At 39.8% G+C, this 20,237-nt stretch carries 17 protein-coding genes (1 of these 17 only partly in view); 15 read left to right on the top strand and 2 right to left on the bottom strand.

Annotated elements, in window-relative coordinates; all coding sequences use genetic code 11:
• On the bottom strand, window positions 1-158 hold the 5' end (the start) of the coding sequence (locus IGM09_RS12910; RefSeq protein WP_002354705.1) for a MurR/RpiR family transcriptional regulator. The gene continues 700 nt to the left of window position 1, outside the view; 158 of the gene's 858 nt are visible here — the first part of the coding sequence; it begins with the start codon at window positions 156-158; its stop codon lies off the left edge, out of view.
• Between the two features lie 145 nt (window positions 159-303).
• Between IGM09_RS12910 and IGM09_RS12905 the strand changes: the two genes are divergently transcribed.
• From IGM09_RS12905 to IGM09_RS12855, 11 genes are all read left to right on the top strand, one after another.
• Window positions 304-1,611: a PTS sugar transporter subunit IIC gene (locus IGM09_RS12905; protein ID WP_033625228.1), complete on the top strand. Its 1,308-nt coding sequence runs from the start codon at window positions 304-306 to the stop codon at window positions 1,609-1,611.
• Window positions 1,589-2,818 (top strand): aminotransferase class I/II-fold pyridoxal phosphate-dependent enzyme, encoded by a 1,230-nt coding sequence (locus IGM09_RS12900; RefSeq protein WP_050588857.1) that lies wholly within the window; start codon window positions 1,589-1,591, stop codon window positions 2,816-2,818. Before IGM09_RS12905 ends, IGM09_RS12900 begins: the two co-directional genes overlap by 23 nt.
• A gap of 203 nt (window positions 2,819-3,021) precedes the next feature.
• Window positions 3,022-3,489 (top strand): CtsR family transcriptional regulator, encoded by a 468-nt coding sequence (locus tag IGM09_RS12895; protein WP_002354715.1) that lies wholly within the window; start codon window positions 3,022-3,024, stop codon window positions 3,487-3,489.
• Window positions 3,490-3,491: 2 nt separating this feature from the next.
• The gene (locus tag IGM09_RS12890) at window positions 3,492-5,987 is read left to right on the top strand and encodes an ATP-dependent Clp protease ATP-binding subunit (RefSeq protein WP_002360915.1); all 2,496 of its coding nucleotides are present in this window, start codon (window positions 3,492-3,494) and stop codon (window positions 5,985-5,987) included.
• Between the two features lie 217 nt (window positions 5,988-6,204).
• On the top strand, window positions 6,205-7,239 hold the full coding sequence (locus IGM09_RS12885) for an FUSC family protein (RefSeq protein WP_002354721.1): 1,035 nt from the start codon (window positions 6,205-6,207) through the stop codon (window positions 7,237-7,239).
• Between the two features lie 180 nt (window positions 7,240-7,419).
• Window positions 7,420-8,340: a peptidase U32 family protein gene (locus tag IGM09_RS12880; RefSeq protein WP_002354722.1), complete on the top strand. Its 921-nt coding sequence runs from the start codon at window positions 7,420-7,422 to the stop codon at window positions 8,338-8,340.
• Between the two features lie 27 nt (window positions 8,341-8,367).
• On the top strand, window positions 8,368-9,615 hold the full coding sequence (locus IGM09_RS12875; protein WP_002368523.1) for a peptidase U32 family protein: 1,248 nt from the start codon (window positions 8,368-8,370) through the stop codon (window positions 9,613-9,615).
• 23 nt (window positions 9,616-9,638) lie between these two features.
• A complete protein-coding gene (locus IGM09_RS12870; RefSeq protein WP_010706951.1) occupies window positions 9,639-11,201 on the top strand; it encodes a PucR family transcriptional regulator in 1,563 nt (520 codons plus the stop codon).
• Between the two features lie 133 nt (window positions 11,202-11,334).
• A complete protein-coding gene (locus IGM09_RS12865) occupies window positions 11,335-12,609 on the top strand; it encodes a cytosine permease (RefSeq protein WP_162782965.1) in 1,275 nt (424 codons plus the stop codon).
• A 19-nt stretch (window positions 12,610-12,628) separates the two neighbouring features.
• Window positions 12,629-13,723: a DUF917 domain-containing protein gene (locus IGM09_RS12860; protein WP_002354727.1), complete on the top strand. Its 1,095-nt coding sequence runs from the start codon at window positions 12,629-12,631 to the stop codon at window positions 13,721-13,723.
• Window positions 13,724-15,277 (top strand): hydantoinase/oxoprolinase N-terminal domain-containing protein, encoded by a 1,554-nt coding sequence (locus tag IGM09_RS12855; RefSeq protein WP_002419669.1) that lies wholly within the window; start codon window positions 13,724-13,726, stop codon window positions 15,275-15,277.
• A 56-nt stretch (window positions 15,278-15,333) separates the two neighbouring features.
• Here IGM09_RS12855 and IGM09_RS12850 read toward each other — a convergent pair whose 3' ends face one another.
• Entirely contained in the window at window positions 15,334-16,851 is a 1,518-nt protein-coding gene (locus tag IGM09_RS12850; RefSeq protein ID WP_002386215.1) for an RNA-binding domain-containing protein, read from the bottom strand.
• A 424-nt stretch (window positions 16,852-17,275) separates the two neighbouring features.
• On the opposite strand from IGM09_RS12850, the gene gor reads away from it, so the two are divergent.
• The 4 genes from gor (at window position 17,276) to folE (ending at window position 20,234) form a co-directional block, all read left to right on the top strand.
• The gene (gor, locus tag IGM09_RS12845) at window positions 17,276-18,625 is read left to right on the top strand and encodes a glutathione-disulfide reductase (protein ID WP_002354732.1); all 1,350 of its coding nucleotides are present in this window, start codon (window positions 17,276-17,278) and stop codon (window positions 18,623-18,625) included.
• Between the two features lie 197 nt (window positions 18,626-18,822).
• On the top strand, window positions 18,823-19,185 hold the full coding sequence (gene folB / locus IGM09_RS12840) for a dihydroneopterin aldolase (RefSeq protein WP_002354733.1): 363 nt from the start codon (window positions 18,823-18,825) through the stop codon (window positions 19,183-19,185).
• Complete coding sequence (gene folK / locus IGM09_RS12835) at window positions 19,186-19,671, top strand: 2-amino-4-hydroxy-6-hydroxymethyldihydropteridine diphosphokinase (RefSeq protein WP_010778032.1); 486 nt, start codon at window positions 19,186-19,188, stop codon at window positions 19,669-19,671.
• Window positions 19,665-20,234, top strand: a complete 570-nt coding sequence (folE, locus tag IGM09_RS12830) for a GTP cyclohydrolase I FolE (protein ID WP_002381007.1) — start codon at window positions 19,665-19,667, stop codon at window positions 20,232-20,234. The genes folK and folE overlap by 7 nt, the downstream gene beginning before the upstream one ends.
• Window positions 20,235-20,237 lie beyond the last annotated feature (3 nt).

Here is a 20,237-nt window from a genome sequence, read left to right as displayed (position 1 = left end):
ATCGTGGAGGTTGAAGAGTTGGTGGCTTCTGCTAGTTCATAAATCGACATATGCAGGACTCGTTCAGTATGAGATAAAATAAAATCAATAATTAGCCCTTCGTTATATGTATAGCGTTCTTTTTGTTCTAAACATTCGATTAGATTCAATGGGTTCACCTCTCTGTGGTACTTTGTTTCGCTTTCAGTATACCTTAAGCGTATGAATTATGAAACATAGTTACAGAATCAGTTAGTCGTATTTACATCAGAAAGCGGTTTCTTTATGATGAGGATATCACAAAGGATTAAGGAGAGAAGTGAAATGGATAAGTTAACAAACTGGGTGGAGCAAGCCGTAGTGCCTAAAGTTTCAAGGATTACAAGTTTACGTTATTTTCAAGCCTTAAGAAATGGTTTTTTTGCGATTATGCCGTTAACAATTATTGGATCGATTTTTATGTTGATTACAGATTTTCCAGTAGCAGGGTATGGCGATTTTATGGCTGGAATTTTCGGTGCAGGTTGGGCGGATATGATTTCACCAGCTTATCGAGCAACTTTCAACATGATGGGAATTATTTTTGCCGGGACGATGTCCTATAAATTGGCGGAAAGTTACGAAATGGATCGTTTAACTTCATTAATTTTAGGAATTGTCGCTTACGTAGTCGTTTTACCGAAAACGGTGACCACTGAATCAGGCGAAGTTGTGACGAAAGTTTTATCGTTTGATTGGTTAGGAACGCAAGGGGTGATTACGGCCATTATTATGTCAATTCTTTCGGTTGAATTGACTCGTTTCTGTATTAAGAAAAAATTAGTCATCAAAATGCCTGAAAGCGTGCCTTCTATGGTGAGCCAAGCTTTTAGTGCATTGATTCCTGGGATTTTTGTGGTAGCGGTGGCTTTATTGATTAATGGGATTGGGCTTTCGTTTGCGGATTCCTTCCCGCAATTAATTTATGCGGTGATTCAAGCGCCACTGCAAGGTTTAATCGGAACCCCTTTTGCAATTATTATTGTGGCTGGCTTAAATGGATTGTTCTGGTGGTTTGGGATTCATCCAACTGTCATCAATTCCATGCTATATCCTATTTTATATGCGAATGCAGACAAAAACCAAAGCTTAGCGGAATTAGGACAATTAACTGCTCAAAGTGGCAACTTTGGCACGGTCCAAATGCTCGATCAATTTGCCACAATTGGAGGCGCTGGTTGCACGATTGGCTTGGCTATTGCAATGGCCATCGTCGGACATTCATCTAGAATGAAAGCCATGTCGAAAATTTCGTTTGTTCCAGCATTTTTCAACATTAATGAACCCTTGATTTTTGGACTCCCAGTTATTTTTAACCCTTTATTATTGATTCCGATTGTGGTCGCGCCGATTGTATCGGTCTTGATTGCCTTTCTGTCAATGAAAATTGGGTTCATGCCAATGTTTACAAACATTCAAGCACCATGGGCTACGCCCTTTCTGTTTTCGGGCTTTTTAGTGGGAAAATGGCAAGGTGCAGTGACGCAAGTTTTAGCTGTTGCCGCTAGTGTCGTTATTTATTATCCATTTGTAAAAGCCTTAGATCGACAATATCAAAAAGAAGAAGCCCATGAAGTACCAGAAACATTGTAGAGAAAGAGGAGTGAAGGAAATGCATGTTGAGAATGATGAAAATATTTGCTGTGAAGTGGAAAAAGGAATGGAAAAAATGTATCATCCGATGGTGCCCGAGTTGGTTCAAACCTCTTCCTTTTATTTTCCAACTTACGAAGAATTTATGGCAGCGAGTATGGATGAAAAAAATAATTATGTTTACACACGTGGCACCAACCCCACAACAGAAATTTTAGAGAAAAAAATTGCTCGTTTGGAACGTGGAGAAAAATGTAAAGTTTTTGCCTCAGGAATGGGCGCTATTTCGGCAACGCTGTTTACGTTGCTCCAACAAGGTGATCATGTTTTAATGGTCAATACAATTTATGGAGAATCTGTTTCGTTTGTGCAATATTTAGAGAAATTTGGCGTATCCTTGACCCGAGTAGACGTTGCAGAAACAGAAGAACTTTTTCAATTTGTTCAGGAAAACACCAAAGTCATTTACTTTGAAAGTCCGTCCTCACAAAAGTTTGAACTGCTAGATTTAGAAAAAATAACTGCGTTAGCACAAAAAATCGGCGCATACACTGTCATTGATAATACGTGGGCGTCACCGTTATTTCAGCATCCTTTATGCCATAATGTGGACCTGGTGATTCATTCTTGTTCCAAATATATTGGTGGTCATTCGGATATTGTAGCAGGGGCTGTCATTGGCAAAGCAGCGCTTGTAGATCAAATTTTTGAACATGGTCATCAAGCATTAGGCGCAGTCAATAGTCCCTTCAATTCTTGGTTAGCGTTACGAGGTATTCGTACCATGCCCGTTCGGTTGGCGCATCAGTCTCAAGCCATCCAAACGGTGCTGTCGGCTTTGCAAAAGGATCCGCGAATCAGTCGCTTATATCATCCTTTTGTAGGAAATCAACAACAACAAGCGTTAGCAGAAAAATATTTAACAGGTTATGGCTCATTGTTTGCGATTGATTTAAAAGATACCGATTTTGAACGTTTGAAAACATTTGTGAATGCATTGACGTTGGTCACAATTGGGGTCAGTTGGGGTGGTTTTGAAAGTTTGGCCTTGCCTGTATTCAAAGGCAATAACTTGGCGGCTGTTCAGAAAAGAGGCTTGTCGCCAGCGCACATTCGCATGTACGTTGGTTTGGAAGAGCCAACATCTATTATCGAAGATATTCAACAAGCCTTGGATCAAGCCTACGGCGAAGAATCGTTTTTGTGAGACATTAAGGCGGAGCCATTGTCTGCCTGTAATTCAATAACATATTTTCAACTTTAGGAGGGGAACTTAAGTCAGTTTGACTGAGGTTGCTCCTCCTGTTTTGCATTTTTTTATTAAAGTCAAAGCGTTCCTCTTTATTTAATAGGCAAAGTTCGATATAATAATGGTCAATATTAGTCAAGAGAGAAGAAGGATGGAAGACTATGAGTAATCAAAATACGTCAGATTTAATCGAGGCTTATTTAAAAAAGATTTTAGAAGAAAGTAATAAAATTGAAATCCGTCGGGCGGAAATGGCTAATTTATTTAATTGCGTTCCTTCACAAATTAACTATGTAATTAATACACGTTTTACCATCCAACGAGGCTACGCAGTTGAAAGTAAACGTGGTGGAGGCGGCTATATTCGCATTGTCAAAGTACAAATTTCAGATAACGATCAATTACTAAAACAAATGGATCAATTGATTGGCGCAACCTTAACAGAAAAAGATGCGCTAACATTTATTCAAACATTGTATGAAGAAGAAGTGATTACGAAAAAGGAAGGCAATTTAATGCTAGCTGCTTTAAGTAAAAGCACATTAAATGGTCTGGGGAATCACGAAGATTTTCTAAGAGCTCAAATAATGCGTTCATTTTTAGAGCGCTTGAGCTATGAGGAGGAATAACTATGGATGAACTATTTACAGAAAGTGCGAAAGCCGTACTGGCGATTGCCCAAGAAGAAGCGAAGTATTTTCGTCACCAATCCGTCGGTTCTGAACATTTATTATTAGCACTCGTTTTAGAACCAAATGGGATTGCCGGAAAAACATTACGACAATTGAATACTGACACAGAAGACATCCGTGAAGAAATTGAGCATTTAAGTGGCTATGGCACCATGCAAAGTCCAATGGGGAATAACAACTTATACTTACCTTATTCACCAAGAGCCAAACAAATCTTTGCCTATGCGGGAGATGAAGCGAAGCGCTTAGGGGCTCAAAAGATTGGTACCGAGCATTTATTATTAGGCTTGTTAAGAGACGAAGAAATTTTAGCGTCTAGAATTTTAGTGAATTTGGGATTAAGCTTATCCAAAATGCGTCAATTATTATTGAAAAAAATGGGCGTTTCCGAACCCAATGGCGCACAACGTCGTCGGAATGGTCAAAATAAAAATACGCCACAAGGGACGCCAACATTGGATTCTTTAGCGAGGGATTTAACCAAATTAGCACGAGAACAAAGCTTGGATCCAGTAGTTGGTCGCGGGACCGAAGTTCGTCGTTTGATTCAAATTTTGAGTCGCCGTACCAAAAACAATCCTGTCTTAGTCGGTGAACCAGGTGTTGGGAAAACAGCGATAGCAGAAGGGTTAGCCCAGAAAATTGTCAACCGAGAAGTCCCTGAAGATATGCAAGGCAAACGTTTAATGATGCTAGACATGGGTGCCTTGGTTGCTGGAACCAAATATCGAGGTGAGTTCGAAGATCGCTTGAAAAAAGTTGTCGATGAAATCTATCAAGATGGACAAGTCATTTTATTTATCGACGAATTGCATACCTTGATCGGTGCTGGCGGTGCAGAAGGGGCGATTGATGCTTCAAATATTTTAAAACCTGCTTTAGCACGTGGCGAGTTGCAAACAATTGGTGCGACAACTCTGGATGAATACCAAAAATATATTGAAAAAGATGCCGCTTTGGAACGTCGTTTTGCCCGTATTCAAGTAGCAGAACCAACGCCAGAAGAAGCAGAAGAAATTCTAAAAGGCTTGCGTTCACGCTATGAAAAACATCATGGCGTAGAAATTACAGATGAAGCTCTACATGCAGCGGTTCAATTATCGATTCGCTATTTAAATGACCGCCAATTACCAGATAAAGCAATTGATTTAATGGACGAATCTGCAGCAAAAGTTCGTTTAGATAAGGCAGATCAACCTTCAGAAATTAATGAATTGCGTACCGAAATTTCTCAATTAATTACGGAAAAAGAAGAGGCCATTCAAAACCAATCATTTGAAAGTGCTGCTCGGATTCGTCAAAAAGAAAAACAAGTGATGGAAAAACTAGAAGAATTGATTGCAGTGAAAGAAAAAAGTCTGTCTGGTTACAGTACACAAGTAACAGAAGAAGACGTGGCTGGGGTTGTTTCACAATGGACAGGCGTTCCTTTGCAGCAGCTAGAGAAGAAAGAAAGCGAACGATTGATGGAATTAGAAACCATTTTACATCAACGGGTCGTTGGCCAAAATGAAGCAGTTGAAGCTGTTTCACGCGCTATCCGTCGTGCGCGTAGTGGCTTGAAAGACCCAGCAAGACCGATTGGTTCCTTCATGTTCTTAGGACCAACAGGGGTTGGGAAAACAGAACTTGCCAAAGCCTTAGCCGAAGCGATGTTTGGCAGCGAAGAAGCGTTGATTCGCGTGGACATGTCTGAGTTTATGGAAAAATACAGTACTAGCCGTTTAATCGGTTCTCCTCCAGGTTATGTCGGCTACGAAGAAGGCGGCCAACTAACTGAAAAAATTCGTCAACGTCCTTATTCCGTTATTTTGCTAGATGAAGTAGAAAAAGCCCATCCAGATGTCTTTAATATTTTATTACAAGTCTTAGATGATGGCCATTTAACGGATGCCAAAGGACGAAAAGTCGATTTCCGTAACACGATTTTAATCATGACCTCCAATTTAGGGGCAACAGCGATTCGTGAAGAAAAACATGTCGGCTTCAATGTGAAAGACATTTCTAAAAATCATGAATTAATGCAAAAACGAATCATGGAAGAATTGAAAAAAGCCTTCCGTCCAGAATTCTTAAACCGAATTGATGAAACGGTTGTATTCCATTCCTTGAAACAAGAGGAAATTCATGAAATCGTAAAAATTATGAGTCAATCTGTCGTGAAACGGATGGCCGAACAAGAGGTTAAAGTGAAAATCACACCAGCTGCAATTGAAGTTATTGGTAAAGTCGGGTTTGATCCAGAATATGGCGCACGTCCAATTCGTCGGGCCTTGCAAAAAGAAGTGGAAGATCGTTTAAGTGAAGCCCTTCTTTCTGGTCAAATTCAGTTAGGGGATAAAGTAACTTTAGGCGCTAGCAAAGGCAAAATCACGTTAAATGTGCGGGCACCAAAAGCACCAAAAACAGAAGCGAAAGAATTACAAACTGTATAGATGAGGTGCAAAGGAGGTCGGGACAGAAGTGTTTAACTCCGAGAAATAAGCCGAAGGGGTTGCTTCTGTTCTCACCGTGTATCAGTTTTTGAGCGTGGAGCAAAAATCCAAAGTGATTTTTGTCCCACGCTCCTTTTTCTATTTTCCAGTGGCGATTTCTTTTTGAGAATTGCCAGATTGATTTTTCTGTGCTACGTTAATAAGGAGGGGTGATGGAATGGAACAATCTTTTTTTCGAGAATTACTACATTATCAACGTCCAAAGGATAATCCTTTTCGACTAGTGTTTGCTGGCTTGGTTATGTTCAGCATTCTTTTTTTGGGCTATATCAATCATCAATTATTGATTTCAAGCTTTGGCTCGTTAGGTATTTTTACTTTTTTATATTATCAGCCGTTACCATTAAAACAGTTAATGACTCGTTTATCTGTGGTCGGTAGTTACCTTTTTTTAGGAAATTTGTTAGGCATGTTATCGACCCATATTGCATGGCTCATTCCCATTGTTGTTGCACTGGTCGGTTTTGGTGGCCGCTTTTTCTTTGAAGTCTACGATATTTCAAAACCAGGGGCCTTCTTTGGTGTGATGGTGACAGCGATGGGTGCCAGTACGAGCATTCCGTTAGCAAAAATTCCGTTCATGAGTGGCTGTATGTTATTAGGCATTGGCTTTTCTATTTTGTTTGCACTAGTGTTGCATTTTACAGAGAAGGAAATCAGTGCCCCGCTAGCTAAGCGATCATTACGGGAACGAATTTATCGGCATCCAGAAGCGCCATTAGATAGCATATATTATAGCTTTGTCTTATTTTTTGCTGTATATATCAGCGAAAGTTTACATTTACAGAATCCGTATTGGTTAGTCGTTTCCTGTGCATCCATTTTACAAGGAGACAATTTACGTGCGATTAAGCAGCGAAATATTCAGCGAATTTTTGGCACAACGATTGGTTTGGTTATTTCCGCTTTTCTGCTTAATTTAGCTTTGACAACTTTTGAATCGATTGTCGTGATTACAATCTTATTTGTGACCGTTGAGTATTTTATTCGTCGTAATTATGGATTGGCGCAATTTTTCACAACGCCTATGGCTCTGATGCTTTCATTGCTCGTTCGTCAGCAGTACGTGATAACGTTGATTCAATTCCGCTTTTTGGGGATTGTTTTAGGCAGCTTGTTAGGCTTAGCGGCAGCGTGGCTATTCACCGTTGTAGTAACGTTTTATGAACGAAAATACCACTTGAACGAGTGACCAAAGAACAGATGACCAGTAATTAAAAAAAGAGCATTTGGTAGGTAAGCGGTTGGCGCTTTTCTACCAAAATTTTTTTCGGAAACATTGTGAAAAATGTACGTTTAATACAGATAGGCTCTTTTAAAGTTTGTGAACGTATGATACTATTAAACGGTCATAAAGAAGGAGGCTATATTTATGATTGAACTGATTGCAACTGCAGAATCTGTTGAGCAGGCTGTAGAATTACTCGCAACAGGTGTGGATACATTATATATTGGAGAAGAAACATTCGGGTTGCGTTTGCCCGTATCTTTTACACGAGATGAACAACGCGAGATTGTGAAACGTGCACATGAAATGGGCAAACAAGTGCTAGTGGCAGTAAATGGCATTATGCACCCTGAAAAAATGAAATTAGTCCCAGAGTATCTGACATTTTTAAAAGAAATCAACGTCGATAAAATTACTTTGGGTGATCCAGGTATTGTGTTTATTATGCAACGAGATGGATTAGAAATTCCTTACGTTTATGATGGCGAAACCTTGGTAACGAGCTCACGTCAAATCAATTTTTGGAGTAAACGAGGAGCCATCGGAGCTGTCCTAGCTCGGGAAGTACCTTTTGAAGAAATGGTAGCAATGGAAGAAAACTTAGCAGTTCCAGCTGAAATTCTTGTCTATGGGGCGACGTGTATTCATCAATCGAAACGCCCATTAATTCAAAATTACTACAATTACACAAAGAACGACAAAGGGGTTACGAAAGACGAAGGGCTGTTTATTTCTGAACCCAAAAAACCAGAAACCCACTATTCCATTTATGAAGATAGTCATGGTACGCATATTTTTGCCAATAACGATGTGAACTTGATGAATGAGTTAACAAACTTGTATGACCATCACTATCGTACATGGAAGCTCGATGGCCTTTACACGCCAGGTGAAAATTTTGTCGCGATTGCTCGCTTATTTGCTGAAGCGAAAGCAGCACTTGAAGCGGGAACTTGGTCAGAAGATCAAGCAGCTCATGCAACAGCTGAAATTGAAAAATTACATCCAACAGGTCGTGGCTTAGACAATGGTTTCTTTGATTTAAGTGCCGATGCAATAAAATAAATTGATTCATTTAAGGGGAAGAAGAACATGAAAGTAATGACAGAACGAACATTGAAGCGTCCCGAGGTGTTGGCTCCAGCCGGGACGCTAGAAAAACTAAAAGTCGCAATTCGTTACGGTGCCGATGCCGTTTATATCGGAGGGAATGCCTACGGTCTGCGTAGCCGCGCAGGAAATTTCACGCCAGAAGAAATGGCGGAAGGCGTAGCCTTTGCCCGCGAACATAATGCGAAAGTTTATGTCGCTGCCAATATGGTCACTCATGAAGGAAACCAGGAAGGGGCAGGAGCGTTTTTCAGAGAATTGCGAGACATCGGAATTTCAGCTGTGATTGTTTCCGATCCAGCTTTAATCGAAATTTGTGCGACAGAAGCACCAGGTTTACCCATCCATTTATCGACACAAGCTTCAGCAACCAACTATGAAACATTAGAATTTTGGAAAAATGAAGGCTTAGAACGTGTGGTTTTAGCGCGCGAAGTTTCAATGGAGGAAGTTGCAGCGATTCGTGAAAATACGGACATTGAGATTGAAGCCTTTATTCATGGAGCAATGTGTATTTCATATTCAGGACGTTGTACTTTGTCCAATCATATGTCGATGCGGGATGCCAATCGTGGCGGTTGTTCTCAATCTTGTCGCTGGAAATACGAGTTATTTGATATGCCTTTTGGGACAGAACGTCGGAGCAAAACCAGTGAAGGGGAAGTTGAAGAAGAGTTTTCAATGAGTGCCGTAGATATGTCTATGATTGAACATATTCCAGAATTAATTGAAAATGGTGTCGATAGTTTTAAAATTGAAGGTCGCATGAAATCCATTCACTATGTTTCGACAGTCGCTAATGTGTATAAAAAAGCCGTCGATTCTTACATGGAAGACCCTGAAAACTATGTCTGCCAACAAGAGTGGATTGATGAATTATGGAAAGTAGCACAACGTGAATTAGCAACTGGTTTTTATTACAATACACCAAGTGAAAATGAACAATTATTCGGCGAACGTCGTAAAATTCCACAATATAAATTTGTTGGCGAAGTGATTGCGTACAACGAAAAGACGCAAGTCGCGACAATTCGTCAACGGAACCTTTTCAGTGTCGGCGATGAAATTGAATTTTATGGTCCCGGGTTTACCCATTTCCACCAAACCGTTAAAGAGATGTATAATGAAGACGGTGAAGCGATCGATCGGGCACCTAATCCCATGATGTTATTAACAATGGAAGTGACGCAACCTGTTGCAGTCGGCGATATGATTCGTAAGAAAAAATAAACTAGCCAAAAGGAGGAGTAATTATGAGTGTCCGCGTGAATGATTTATTAAAATTACCGTCTTTGCGAGAAGCAACGGTACTTTCTGGTAAAAACCAATTGGACACATCTGTTGCTTCTCTTTCTTTTTTAGAAGTCTCTGATATGTCTTTGTTTTCGGAAAAACTTCACAAAACAAATGAATACCATGCTGGTGAAATTTTGATTGGTTCATTTTGTGCCATTCGTCATGATGTGGTGAAGCAATGTGAAACGATTCGGCATCTCCATGAATTAGGCGAAGTAGGCCTAATCTTGTACTACGTTGGGATTATCGTACCGAAAGTTGCAGAGGAAGTGATTCAATTAGCGGATTCTTTAGGTTTTATTTTAATCCAAATGCCTAAAAATGATCCCACATTACGCTACAACGAAGTCATTTATGAAGTCATGAAATTGTTAGTCAATAAAAATAAAATGGCTTCTTTTGCAACGGACCTCTTGGAAAAAGTTTCCCTTTTGCCTGAACAAAACCGCAGTGTGGAAATGACCTTGAAAATCCTATCCGATTTTTTAAAAGTCAACATTGCGTTAACCACCTATACCAATGAAATCATCAGCACCATCAATTGGCCGCGAAGCACGAAATTACCCTTAACCAAGTTACTTTATCAATCACAAGAGAAAGTAGCGCTAGGAGAAACGACCTACTTCATTACCTCGCAAAAACTTCCTCAGAAAGATGGACAAACATTGAAGCTTTACTTCATTCGAGAAGAAGAGCAGTTAACCTCTTTTGAGATGAATCAAGCGGTGGAAGTCGTTCAGATGGCTCTGAATTTATGGGGGAAAAACTATGACGAAGTCAGTGAGTATGCCTTAGTCCAAGCAATCATTAACGATGAAAGTGATAAGATGTACCAATTAGCCAAAAAATTAATGATTGATATTTCTTCTGTCGAAACGATGTGGCTTTTGCCTATTTGGCAACAAGGACAAGAAATCCACGCTATTCAGCAAGATTTGAAAGATTTCCTACGTTACTATTACCAAACAACGATTGTCCAGCAAACAGAAAATTACCTGATTGTTCTCTTAGGTAATTATTTACACAAACAGCCTGAAGCCTCGATTAGTAAAGAATACTTGCAAGCCACAGACTATCAGGACTATTTAGGTGAAATCATCCTTTGTCCGAAAGTTCGTAACACGACTGAAGTGCGTGTCAGCTACCAAACCGCTAATCAAGTCGCGCCGTTTTTAAAGCGTGTCTATCCACAAAGAAAAGTGTTATCAATCGCGGAAATTCGTACAGTTCAACAAATGATGACGTGTCTCCAAGCAGGAGAAGAAGCCATCCAACAACGCTTAGCAGTTATCCAACCTCTCTTAAAAGAATCAGAGCAGTTAATGACATTAGGAACGTTTTTACTAGATGCAAGTAGTGATTTTAAAGAATGCGGCGAACGCCTATTTGTTCATAAAAATACGGTCAAATATCGTATCAGTAAAATTAATGAAGCGCTCGGCTATGATATGACTAACGCCGCCGAAGCCTATGAAGTCTATTTGGCGATGATCTTATATCGCTTGGTCACGAATGAATGAAAAAAGCAGACAATCGGCAGTAGCCGATTGTCTGCTTTTTTATTTTAAGCCAAAACTTCCTCGATATTTTTTTCAATTTGAAAAAGACCTATGACTGATTTTTCGTTATAATTGAAAAAATAATTAAGGAGGAATGAGAATGAAATTAAAAAACGAGCAACAACAATCGTGGCTTAGCTTAACATTTGTTTGGGCGGGCGCAATGATTAGCGTGCCAGGATTAATTATTGGAGGAACGTTAGTTGCAGGCATGCCTTTATGGGAAGCTTTGTTAACAGGATTTATTGGTTACGGTATTATTGTTATTTTAATGATTTTACAAGGAATTCAAAGTTCCGACTTACAAGAACCTTCTGTCAAAGTCGCTTCTCAAGTGTTTGGCATTCAAGGTTCGCAAAAGATTATTTCCATTATTCTAGCGATTGCTTGCTTAGGTTGGTTTGGTTTGCAAGCCAATGTCAGCGGCGGCGCCTTCACGAACTTTTTAAAAATTTACGGCATTGATTTACCTGTGTCGCTTTCTTCCTTAATCTGGGGAGTTATCATGCTTATTTCGGCTCTTTATGGCATAAAAATATTGAAAATTCTGAATTATTTTGCGGTTCCTGTGTTAGTTCTGGTTTGTCTTTATGGCTTGGTGGCTTCGTTAAGAAACAACGGTTGGGAAGCTGTTAGTCAATATACACCTCAAACAGCAGGAAGCTTTATGTCAGGTCTTTCAATGACTGTCGGTTCTTTTGCATTAGGCGCAGTAATTGCTGGAGATTACTCTCAATATGTTTCTTCTCGTAAAGATGTGGTTAAAGCGGCCACCTTAGGGATTTTACCGACAGGCTTGTTGATGATTGGCGTTGGTGCGGTCTTGACCATTGCTTCGAACACCGCAGATATCACGGAAGTTTTTATGAATCTCGGTTTTCCAGTTTTAGGAATTATTGCGCTAATTTTAGCAACTTGGACCACGAATGCCGTGAATGCTTTTTCTGGCGGACTGGCCTTGATTAATGTCTTTGATATTCCAAAAGAAAAAGAAAAAGTCGCTGTCGGTGCGGCCGGCGCCATTGGAACCTTATTAGCAGTTGTGGGGATCTTAAATTACTTTACGCCGATTATGTCTGTCCTTTCTGCGATGGTTCCACCAGTGGCTGGTGTAATGATTGCTGCCTATTGGTTGATTAACAAAGGCGATCGAACCAAATGGCAGCCAACGCCTGGCGTGAATAAATTAGGTGTTTTTTCATGGCTAATTGGTGCTGCAGTGGGGGGCATTCCGGTGATTATGAGTTTCTTTCCCAATGCCCCTCAATTGCCTAACCAACCGCTAATTGGCATTGTTTTATCGTTTGTTATTTATTATTTCGGTGCAAAACGTCAACAGACGAACACCGAATCATTAGAAATGGAATGAAGAAGAGGAGTGTCGGAGAATGCGTTATTTAGATGCAGAAGCAATTGAGAATATAGCTACAGGAGCAGCTTTTTTAGGGACAGGAGGTGGCGGTGATCCCTACATTGGTAAAATGATGGCTTTGTCCGCCATCGAAGAAAACGGACCTGTCAAACTGGTTTCTCCAGAAGAAATTGCCGCGGAGGATTTTTTCCTACCCGCCGCAATGATGGGTGCCCCATCTGTCGCAATTGAAAAATTTCCCAAAGGCGACGAATTCGTCCGTGTCTTTGAGAAGTTAGGAAAATATTTAGACCAAGAAACGATTGCGGGAACCTTTCCAATGGAAGCTGGGGGCGTCAATTCAATGATTCCAATTGTTGTTGCAGCGAAGCTAGGCATTCCCTTGGTGGATTGTGATGGTATGGGTCGGGCCTTTCCAGAATTGCCTATGGTAACGTTCCATTTGAATGGGATGTCAGCGACCCCTATGGCAATTACCGATGAAAAAGGAAATATTGGCATTATGGAAACGATTGATAATACTTGGACAGAACGTCTTGCTCGTGTTCAAACGGTTGAAATGGGCGCCAGTGCTTTAGTGAGCATTTATCCCGCGACAGGCAAACAATTACAAGACTATGGTATTCACAACATCGTGACATTATCAGAAGAAATTGGCAAAGTGATTCGAGGTACCTATGCAGATGAACAAGAAAAACGCCAAGCATTAGTAGAAGTTACGGATGGGTTTGAATTGTTCCAAGGAAAAATTCTAGATGTGGAACGAGAAGTAAAAGGTGGCTTCAATTTGGGACGTGTCAAATTGAGTGGCTTAAACAGTGATGCTGGTTCAGAAGCAGTCGTCCATTTTCAAAATGAAAATTTAATTGCCGAGAAAGATGGTCAGGTGATTGCGATGACGCCTGATTTGATTTGTATGGTAGATTTAGAAACTTTAACGCCTGTGACAACAGAAAGCTTGAAATACGGCAAACGTGTCCAAGTAATGGGCTTGAAAGCGAATGCCGCTTGGCGAACGAAAAAAGGTATCGAAACAGTGGGTCCTCGGTATTTCGGCTACGAAATGGATTATCAACCACTAGAAAACTTAGTAGCGAAGGAGGACAAATAAATGTATAAAATCGGTATCGATGTCGGCGGCACAAATACAGATGCTGTTATTTTAGATCATCAATTAAACTTGATTCATTCAGTGAAAGTTCCAACAACCGATGATATTCAAACAGGGATTGCCGGTGCCTTAAATAAAGTCTTGGCAGAATCAGCAGTGGACCCAACCAAAGTCACACATGCAATGTTGGGCACGACCCAATGTACGAATGCCATTGTTGAGCGAAAAAAATTAGCAAAAGTTGGGGTCCTTCGTTTGGGCTATCCAGCAACCGCTTCGGTCTTGCCTTACACAGCTTGGCCCAAGGATTTAGTGGCCACTCTTTCAGAAACGTATGCTTTAGCACATGGCGGCTACGAATATGATGGACAACAATTGACTGCACTGGACGAAGAAGAATTACGTGGGATTTTGGCCTCTTGGCGAGGAGAAGTAGAGGCAATCGCAGTAATTGGCGTTTTTTCTTCTTTAAAAAGTGACCAAGAATTGTTTGTTCAAGCGCTTGCGAAGGAAGTGTTAGGGGCAGATGTTCCTGTATCTTGCTCCTCAATGATTGGGTCTGTCGGTTTAATTGAACGGGAAAATGCAACAATTTTGAATGCTGCGTTGCACAAAGTAATTAAAGTGACCAGCGAAGGCTTTGAACAAGCCTTAGAACAAGAAAAAATTCATCACGCCCAAGTGTACTTATGTCAAAATGATGGTACGTTAATGTCGTTAACGTATGCCAAACAGTTTCCTATTTTAACCATTGCTTGTGGACCAACAAATAGTATTCGTGGCGCTTCTTACTTAGCTGGTTTGAAAGATGCGGTTGTTTTAGATGTTGGTGGCACAACGTCAGACATTGGCGTGTTAGTGGATGGCTTTCCAAGAGAATCTTCACTGGCCGTTGATGTTGGCGGAGTACGGACCAATTTTAGAATGCCAGATATCGTGTCAATCGGTGTCGGCGGCGGCAGTCTAGTGCGTGAACAACCAGATGGTTCTGTGACAGTTGGCCCCGACAGTGTCGGCTACCGTATTACACAAGAGGCCCTTGTTTTTGGCGGCACACAATTAACGACCACTGATATTGCGGTTCGCTTAGGCCATGCCCAAGTCGGTGATCCTAGCAAAGTAGCTCATTTAGACCAAACGTTTGCGGAAAAAGTGTACCAAAAAATTGGCGAATTGGTCAGTGAAGCGATTGATCGCATGAAAACCAGTTCTGCAGACGTGACGGTCGTTTTAGTTGGTGGTGGAAGTATTATCATCCCCGAAGAATTGACAGGTGTTAAAGCGCTAATTCGCAACGAAAACGGGGCAGTGGCGAATGCCATCGGTGCCTCTATCGCTCAGATTAGCGGACAATACGAACAAATTTATGTCTATTCAAAAATCCAACGAGACGCGGCGTTGGCCGATGCCCAAGAAAAAGCCGTCCAACAAGCTGAACTTGCGGGTGCAGTTCCTGGCACAATCGAGTTAGTCGAGGTGGAAGAAACACCACTCGCCTATCATCCAGAAAATGCAACACGCTTACGAGTAAAAGTGGTTGGGAACATGTACTAAAAGAAAGGAAATCCTCTGGCATATGAGGGTTTCCTTTTTGTGCTATAGTCTCATCTTTACTTTCGAGTCAATTCAGTTTCAATGCGTTTTAAAATCCTCTTGTTCGCAATTATACCAAGTTCTTCTGTTGAGTTAAGCATATAAATCGTTGATTTCCCATTTCCTTTGTTTAACAAAGTACCTTGTTGGACTAAGCTGGTAACGGTTTTTCTAATTTTATAGTCAGAGTACCCACTATTTTTTTGAATATCTTTAATTTTTGCTTGTCCGTGATCCATCAAGTATAAAATAATTAATTGTTCAATATCAGTATAACCTTTTAGGCTATCTTTCATATTAATTTTCCAGATTTTGATAGTGGTTGCATCGAAATAGGTATCAATATCAGGTGCTTTTAAACTATTTTTAGTCGCTGCATCTATTATTCTAGGTCCTCCAGACCCTGCCTTCTCAGCAATTCCTACTCTCCTAAACAAAGTTGAAATAATCGGATTTCTAGTGACTGAATAACTTCCATGAATAAATTCTTCTTTAGACACTTTCATTTCTCCTGGATTGTAGAACTCAATATAATCATCGTAATCTGCAATCTTAATGACATGATCTGAATCATAATACGCATGCATTAAGACATTTACCAAAGCTTCTTTTAGTGATAATAATAGATCTGATTTATAGGAACCGCGAGTCATATCTTGTGATTGTCTAAAAGTATCAGGAATTGCGAGAGCGAATTTTTCAATGACAATAGTGTAAAAAGAGAAAATATTCATCTCTGGATAGTTCATATCACCTGTGGAAACTCTATCTAACCAATCGCTATCTAATGAACTTTTTTTCTTAAAATAATCCAATTGAAACTTTTTAAACCTGTCTGTAATTGAATGATATTTTCCGAAAAATAATAGTCCGCCAGTTGTTAATTTATATACATTATCGCTGTTCATTCTATCCTTTTTCAGGACACCCAAATTTATAAGTAACTCTTCATCTGAATAATCTAAGTATTTTTGCTCCTGAGTATTTTTATAAAGTAATTCTCTATATTCTTGAATTGTTTTTGTGTTTAAATCGTCCAGGGTATAATTATTTAGTAGCTCAGTATCTATATCGTTCTGAGAATCGACAATTAGGTATTTAAATTGATTATCATCTGCTTTTCGATCGCCATCATCTGTTCTTATGTAGGTATTCGTTTTATTTCCATTTAGATAAATAGGTCTTCTTTCAAATGAAGCTTTTGGGACTTTAATTTGTATAATTGATTTTCCAGCAACTTTTAATGTAATAACATCTTCATTACTCAATAAATTAGCGCTCACTTTTTTCTTGTCGTGAATAAGATTCCAAAAATCCCTAAGGATCATTTCTGGCTTATCAACGCCAACAACTCTATAGCCGTTGGGTATTTCTTCTACACCTAAAATAATTATACCACCCTTAGTATTTGCAAATGCGCTGTATGTACTCCAGATATCTTTGGAAAGAGAAGTCTGTGATTTTTTGTACTCTAATTGCCAACTTTCTTTTGGATGTGAAAAGATTTCGTCTTTTAATTCTATAAATTGATTCATACGTCCCCTCCTTAGTAATAAATTCAAAAGTAAATCAAAAGTAAAAAAACTGAGTGGTATCAAGCCTTTGAGTGATTTTTTCAAAAGAAAAAGTCATTTTTGAAAAGAAAACCAAAAGAATTGACATATAGATAAAATGTGGTATAATTTTAGGTTTCAATAATTAAATTGTATCATTAAAAAACTTTTTTTTCTAGAAGATTTTAGCAAGAAGTAGTTAAATGAACCAAGTAAATCAATCATAACTAGGAATTCCCTTCGACAATGCTACGATTGAATTCCTTTCCCCCAGTGCTTTTACGGAACGAATCAATAAAACAGAAGCAGCAGAAAACTAAACAAAAGTAAGTAATACGACTGTCTTTTTTTGCTATTTTTTGCGATAATAAGGGAGAAAGTTCAAATTGAAAGGGAGCCAGAATAAATGAAAACCTATGATTATATTGTTATTGGTGGCGGTAGTGGCGGGATTGCTTCTGCTAACCGCGCAGGAATGCACGGAGCCAACGTCCTTTTAATTGAGGGCAACGAAATTGGTGGGACCTGTGTCAACGTTGGTTGTGTGCCTAAAAAAGTCATGTGGCAAGCCAGCAGCATGATGGAAATGATGGAAAGAGACACAGCAGGCTACGGGTTTGATGTTGAAATCAAAAATTTTAGCTTTAAACAATTAGTTGAAAATCGTGAAAAATATATTGACTTCTTACATGGTGCGTATAATCGTGGTTTAGACAGTAACAACATTGAACGTATCCATGGTTACGCTACGTTTACTGGGGAGCAAACAATTGAAGTCAATGGAACAGAATATACGGCGCCGCACATTTTAATCGCGACAGGTGGTCGTCCGAAAAAACTAGGTATTCCAGGAGAAGAATATGCCTTAGATTCAAACGGCTTCTTTGCGTTAGAAGAAATGCCAAAACGTGTGGTCTTTGTCGGTGCGGGTTACATCGCAGCCGAATTAGCAGGAACCTTACATGGCTTAGGTGCAGAAACACATTGGGCCTTCCGTCATGAACGACCATTACGAAGCTTTGATGACATGCTTTCTGAAAAAGTCGTAGAACGCTATCAAGAAATGGGCATGCAAATTCATCCGAATGCAACACCAGCTAAAATTGAAAAAACGGCGCAGAATGAGTATGTTATTACATTTGAAAATGGTGAATCAATCACGACAGATGCCGTGATTTTCGGGACAGGCCGTCAGCCGAACACGGATCAATTAGGCTTAGAAAATACGAAAGTAGCTCTTGATGAAAAAGGCTACGTCAAAGTAGATAAATTCCAAAATACCACACAAAATGGCATCTACGCAGTCGGCGATGTCATTGGGAAAATCGACTTAACGCCAGTCGCGATTGCCGCTGGTCGGCGCCTGTCTGAACGCTTATTTAACGGACAAACCGATTTATATCTGGATTATAACTTGGTGCCAACGGTGGTCTTTACCCATCCACCAGTTGCGACAATTGGTTTAACGGAAAAAGCAGCGCTTGAAGAATATGGTGAAGACCAAGTGAAAATCTATCGCTCTAGCTTTACGCCAATGTACTTCGCTTTAGGAGAATACCGTCAAAAATGCGACATGAAATTAATCTGTGTCGGTAAAGAAGAAAAAATTGTCGGTTTGCATGGCATCGGCATCGGTGTTGACGAAATGCTACAAGGCTTTGCAGTCGCTATTAAAATGGGCGCGACCAAAGCTGATTTTGATAATACTGTTGCGATTCATCCAACAGGCTCAGAAGAATTTGTAACAATGCGATAAAAGGCGAATAAACCCCAAAAAAGAGCGTTGCTGATGCAACGCTCTTTTTTGAATACACAAGTTATACTATTTGATTCATAAAAAGTAATTTTTTATATCATGCCAATAACCACTTTTCCATCTTTTAACTACTGACTTTTCCAAGAAATATGCTATGATTAAAAAAATCAGCAAAACAGAGGGTAGGGAGTTAGAGGATGGATAAAATTAGAATCAACAACTTGAAATTTTTCACAAAAAATGGTGTTTTGGCAGAAGAAAAACGTCTAGGACAGCAAGTAGAAATCGACCTTGAAATGCAGTTGTCGCTAGCCGAGGCAGGGCGAACAGATGATGTCACCCAAACTGTCAATTATGCCGAAGTGAATGAATTGATTGCCCAACGAGTAAACAATCACTCGTACGATTTAATCGAAGGTTTAGCGAGTGCTATTTTAGATGATATTTCCGCAGATTATCAAGAACAATTGAACAAAATTATCATTAAAATTAGAAAATATAGTGTGCCGATGCCCGGCCTTTTTGACAATATTGAAATTGAAATGGAGCGAGAAGTATAGATGATTGGCTATGTAGCATTAGGTAGTAACGTCGGCGATCCGTACGCAAATTTAGTGAAAGCCCGCAATTATTTAAACGAAGACCCGCAGATTCAGGTCGTGGCTTCTTCAAAACTTTATGAAACGGATCCTTACGGTTATACAGACCAAGATGATTTTTTGAACGCCGTATTGAAAATTGATACTAGCTATACCGCTGAAGAGTTATTGGCTGTTACCCAAGGGATTGAGCAAGCAATGAAACGTAAAAAATTAATTCACTGGGGTCCGCGGATTATTGATATTGATATTTTATTATTAGGGGAGCAGTCAGTCACGTTGCCCCACTTACAAGTTCCTCATCAAGAATTAACAAAACGGTCATTTGTTTTGATTCCCTTAAGTGATGTTTACGCAGAGGAACAACTATTGGGCACGCCAATAGCTACGTGGATTCAGCGCAGTGGCAATCAAGAAGAAGTGCGAGTAAGCGAAAAGGAATGGTAGAGATGGAGCAGGAAAAACAAGCGCAAATTGAGCAGGCAGTTACCACAATCTTAGAAGCAGTGGGGGAAGATACTCAACGGTCAGGACTCATTGATACACCCAAACGTGTAGCTAAAATGTATGCAGAAGTTTTTAGTGGATTAACCGAACCTGAATTTGACGATTATAAATTATTTGATAGCTTAAATGAAGGCGAAATGGTTCTAGTAAAAGATATTGCCTTTTATTCAATGTGTGAACACCATTTATTGCCATTTTATGGAAAAGTACATGTCGCTTATCTGCCAGAAGGTGGCAAAGTATTGGGACTAAGCAAGTTACCAAGATTAGTAGAACATTGTGCCAAACGTCCCACAGTTCAAGAAGATTTAACAGTGACAATTGCCCGCAAACTTCAAGAAAATATTCCCGTTAAAGGCATTGCAGTAGCCATTGAAGCGGAACATATGTGTATGACGATGCGCGGCGTGAAAACACCACAAAGTAGCACCAAAACATTTCAATTTACCGGACTATTTAAAGAACAAGAGTGGAAAAATCAATTTTTAATGGAGATACGTTAGAAA

The organism is Enterococcus sp. DIV0167 (assembly GCF_050541555.1).
Taxonomy (GTDB): Bacteria; Bacillota; Bacilli; order Lactobacillales; family Enterococcaceae; genus Enterococcus; species Enterococcus faecalis.
This window is presented reverse-complemented; position numbering and strand designations above follow the sequence as displayed.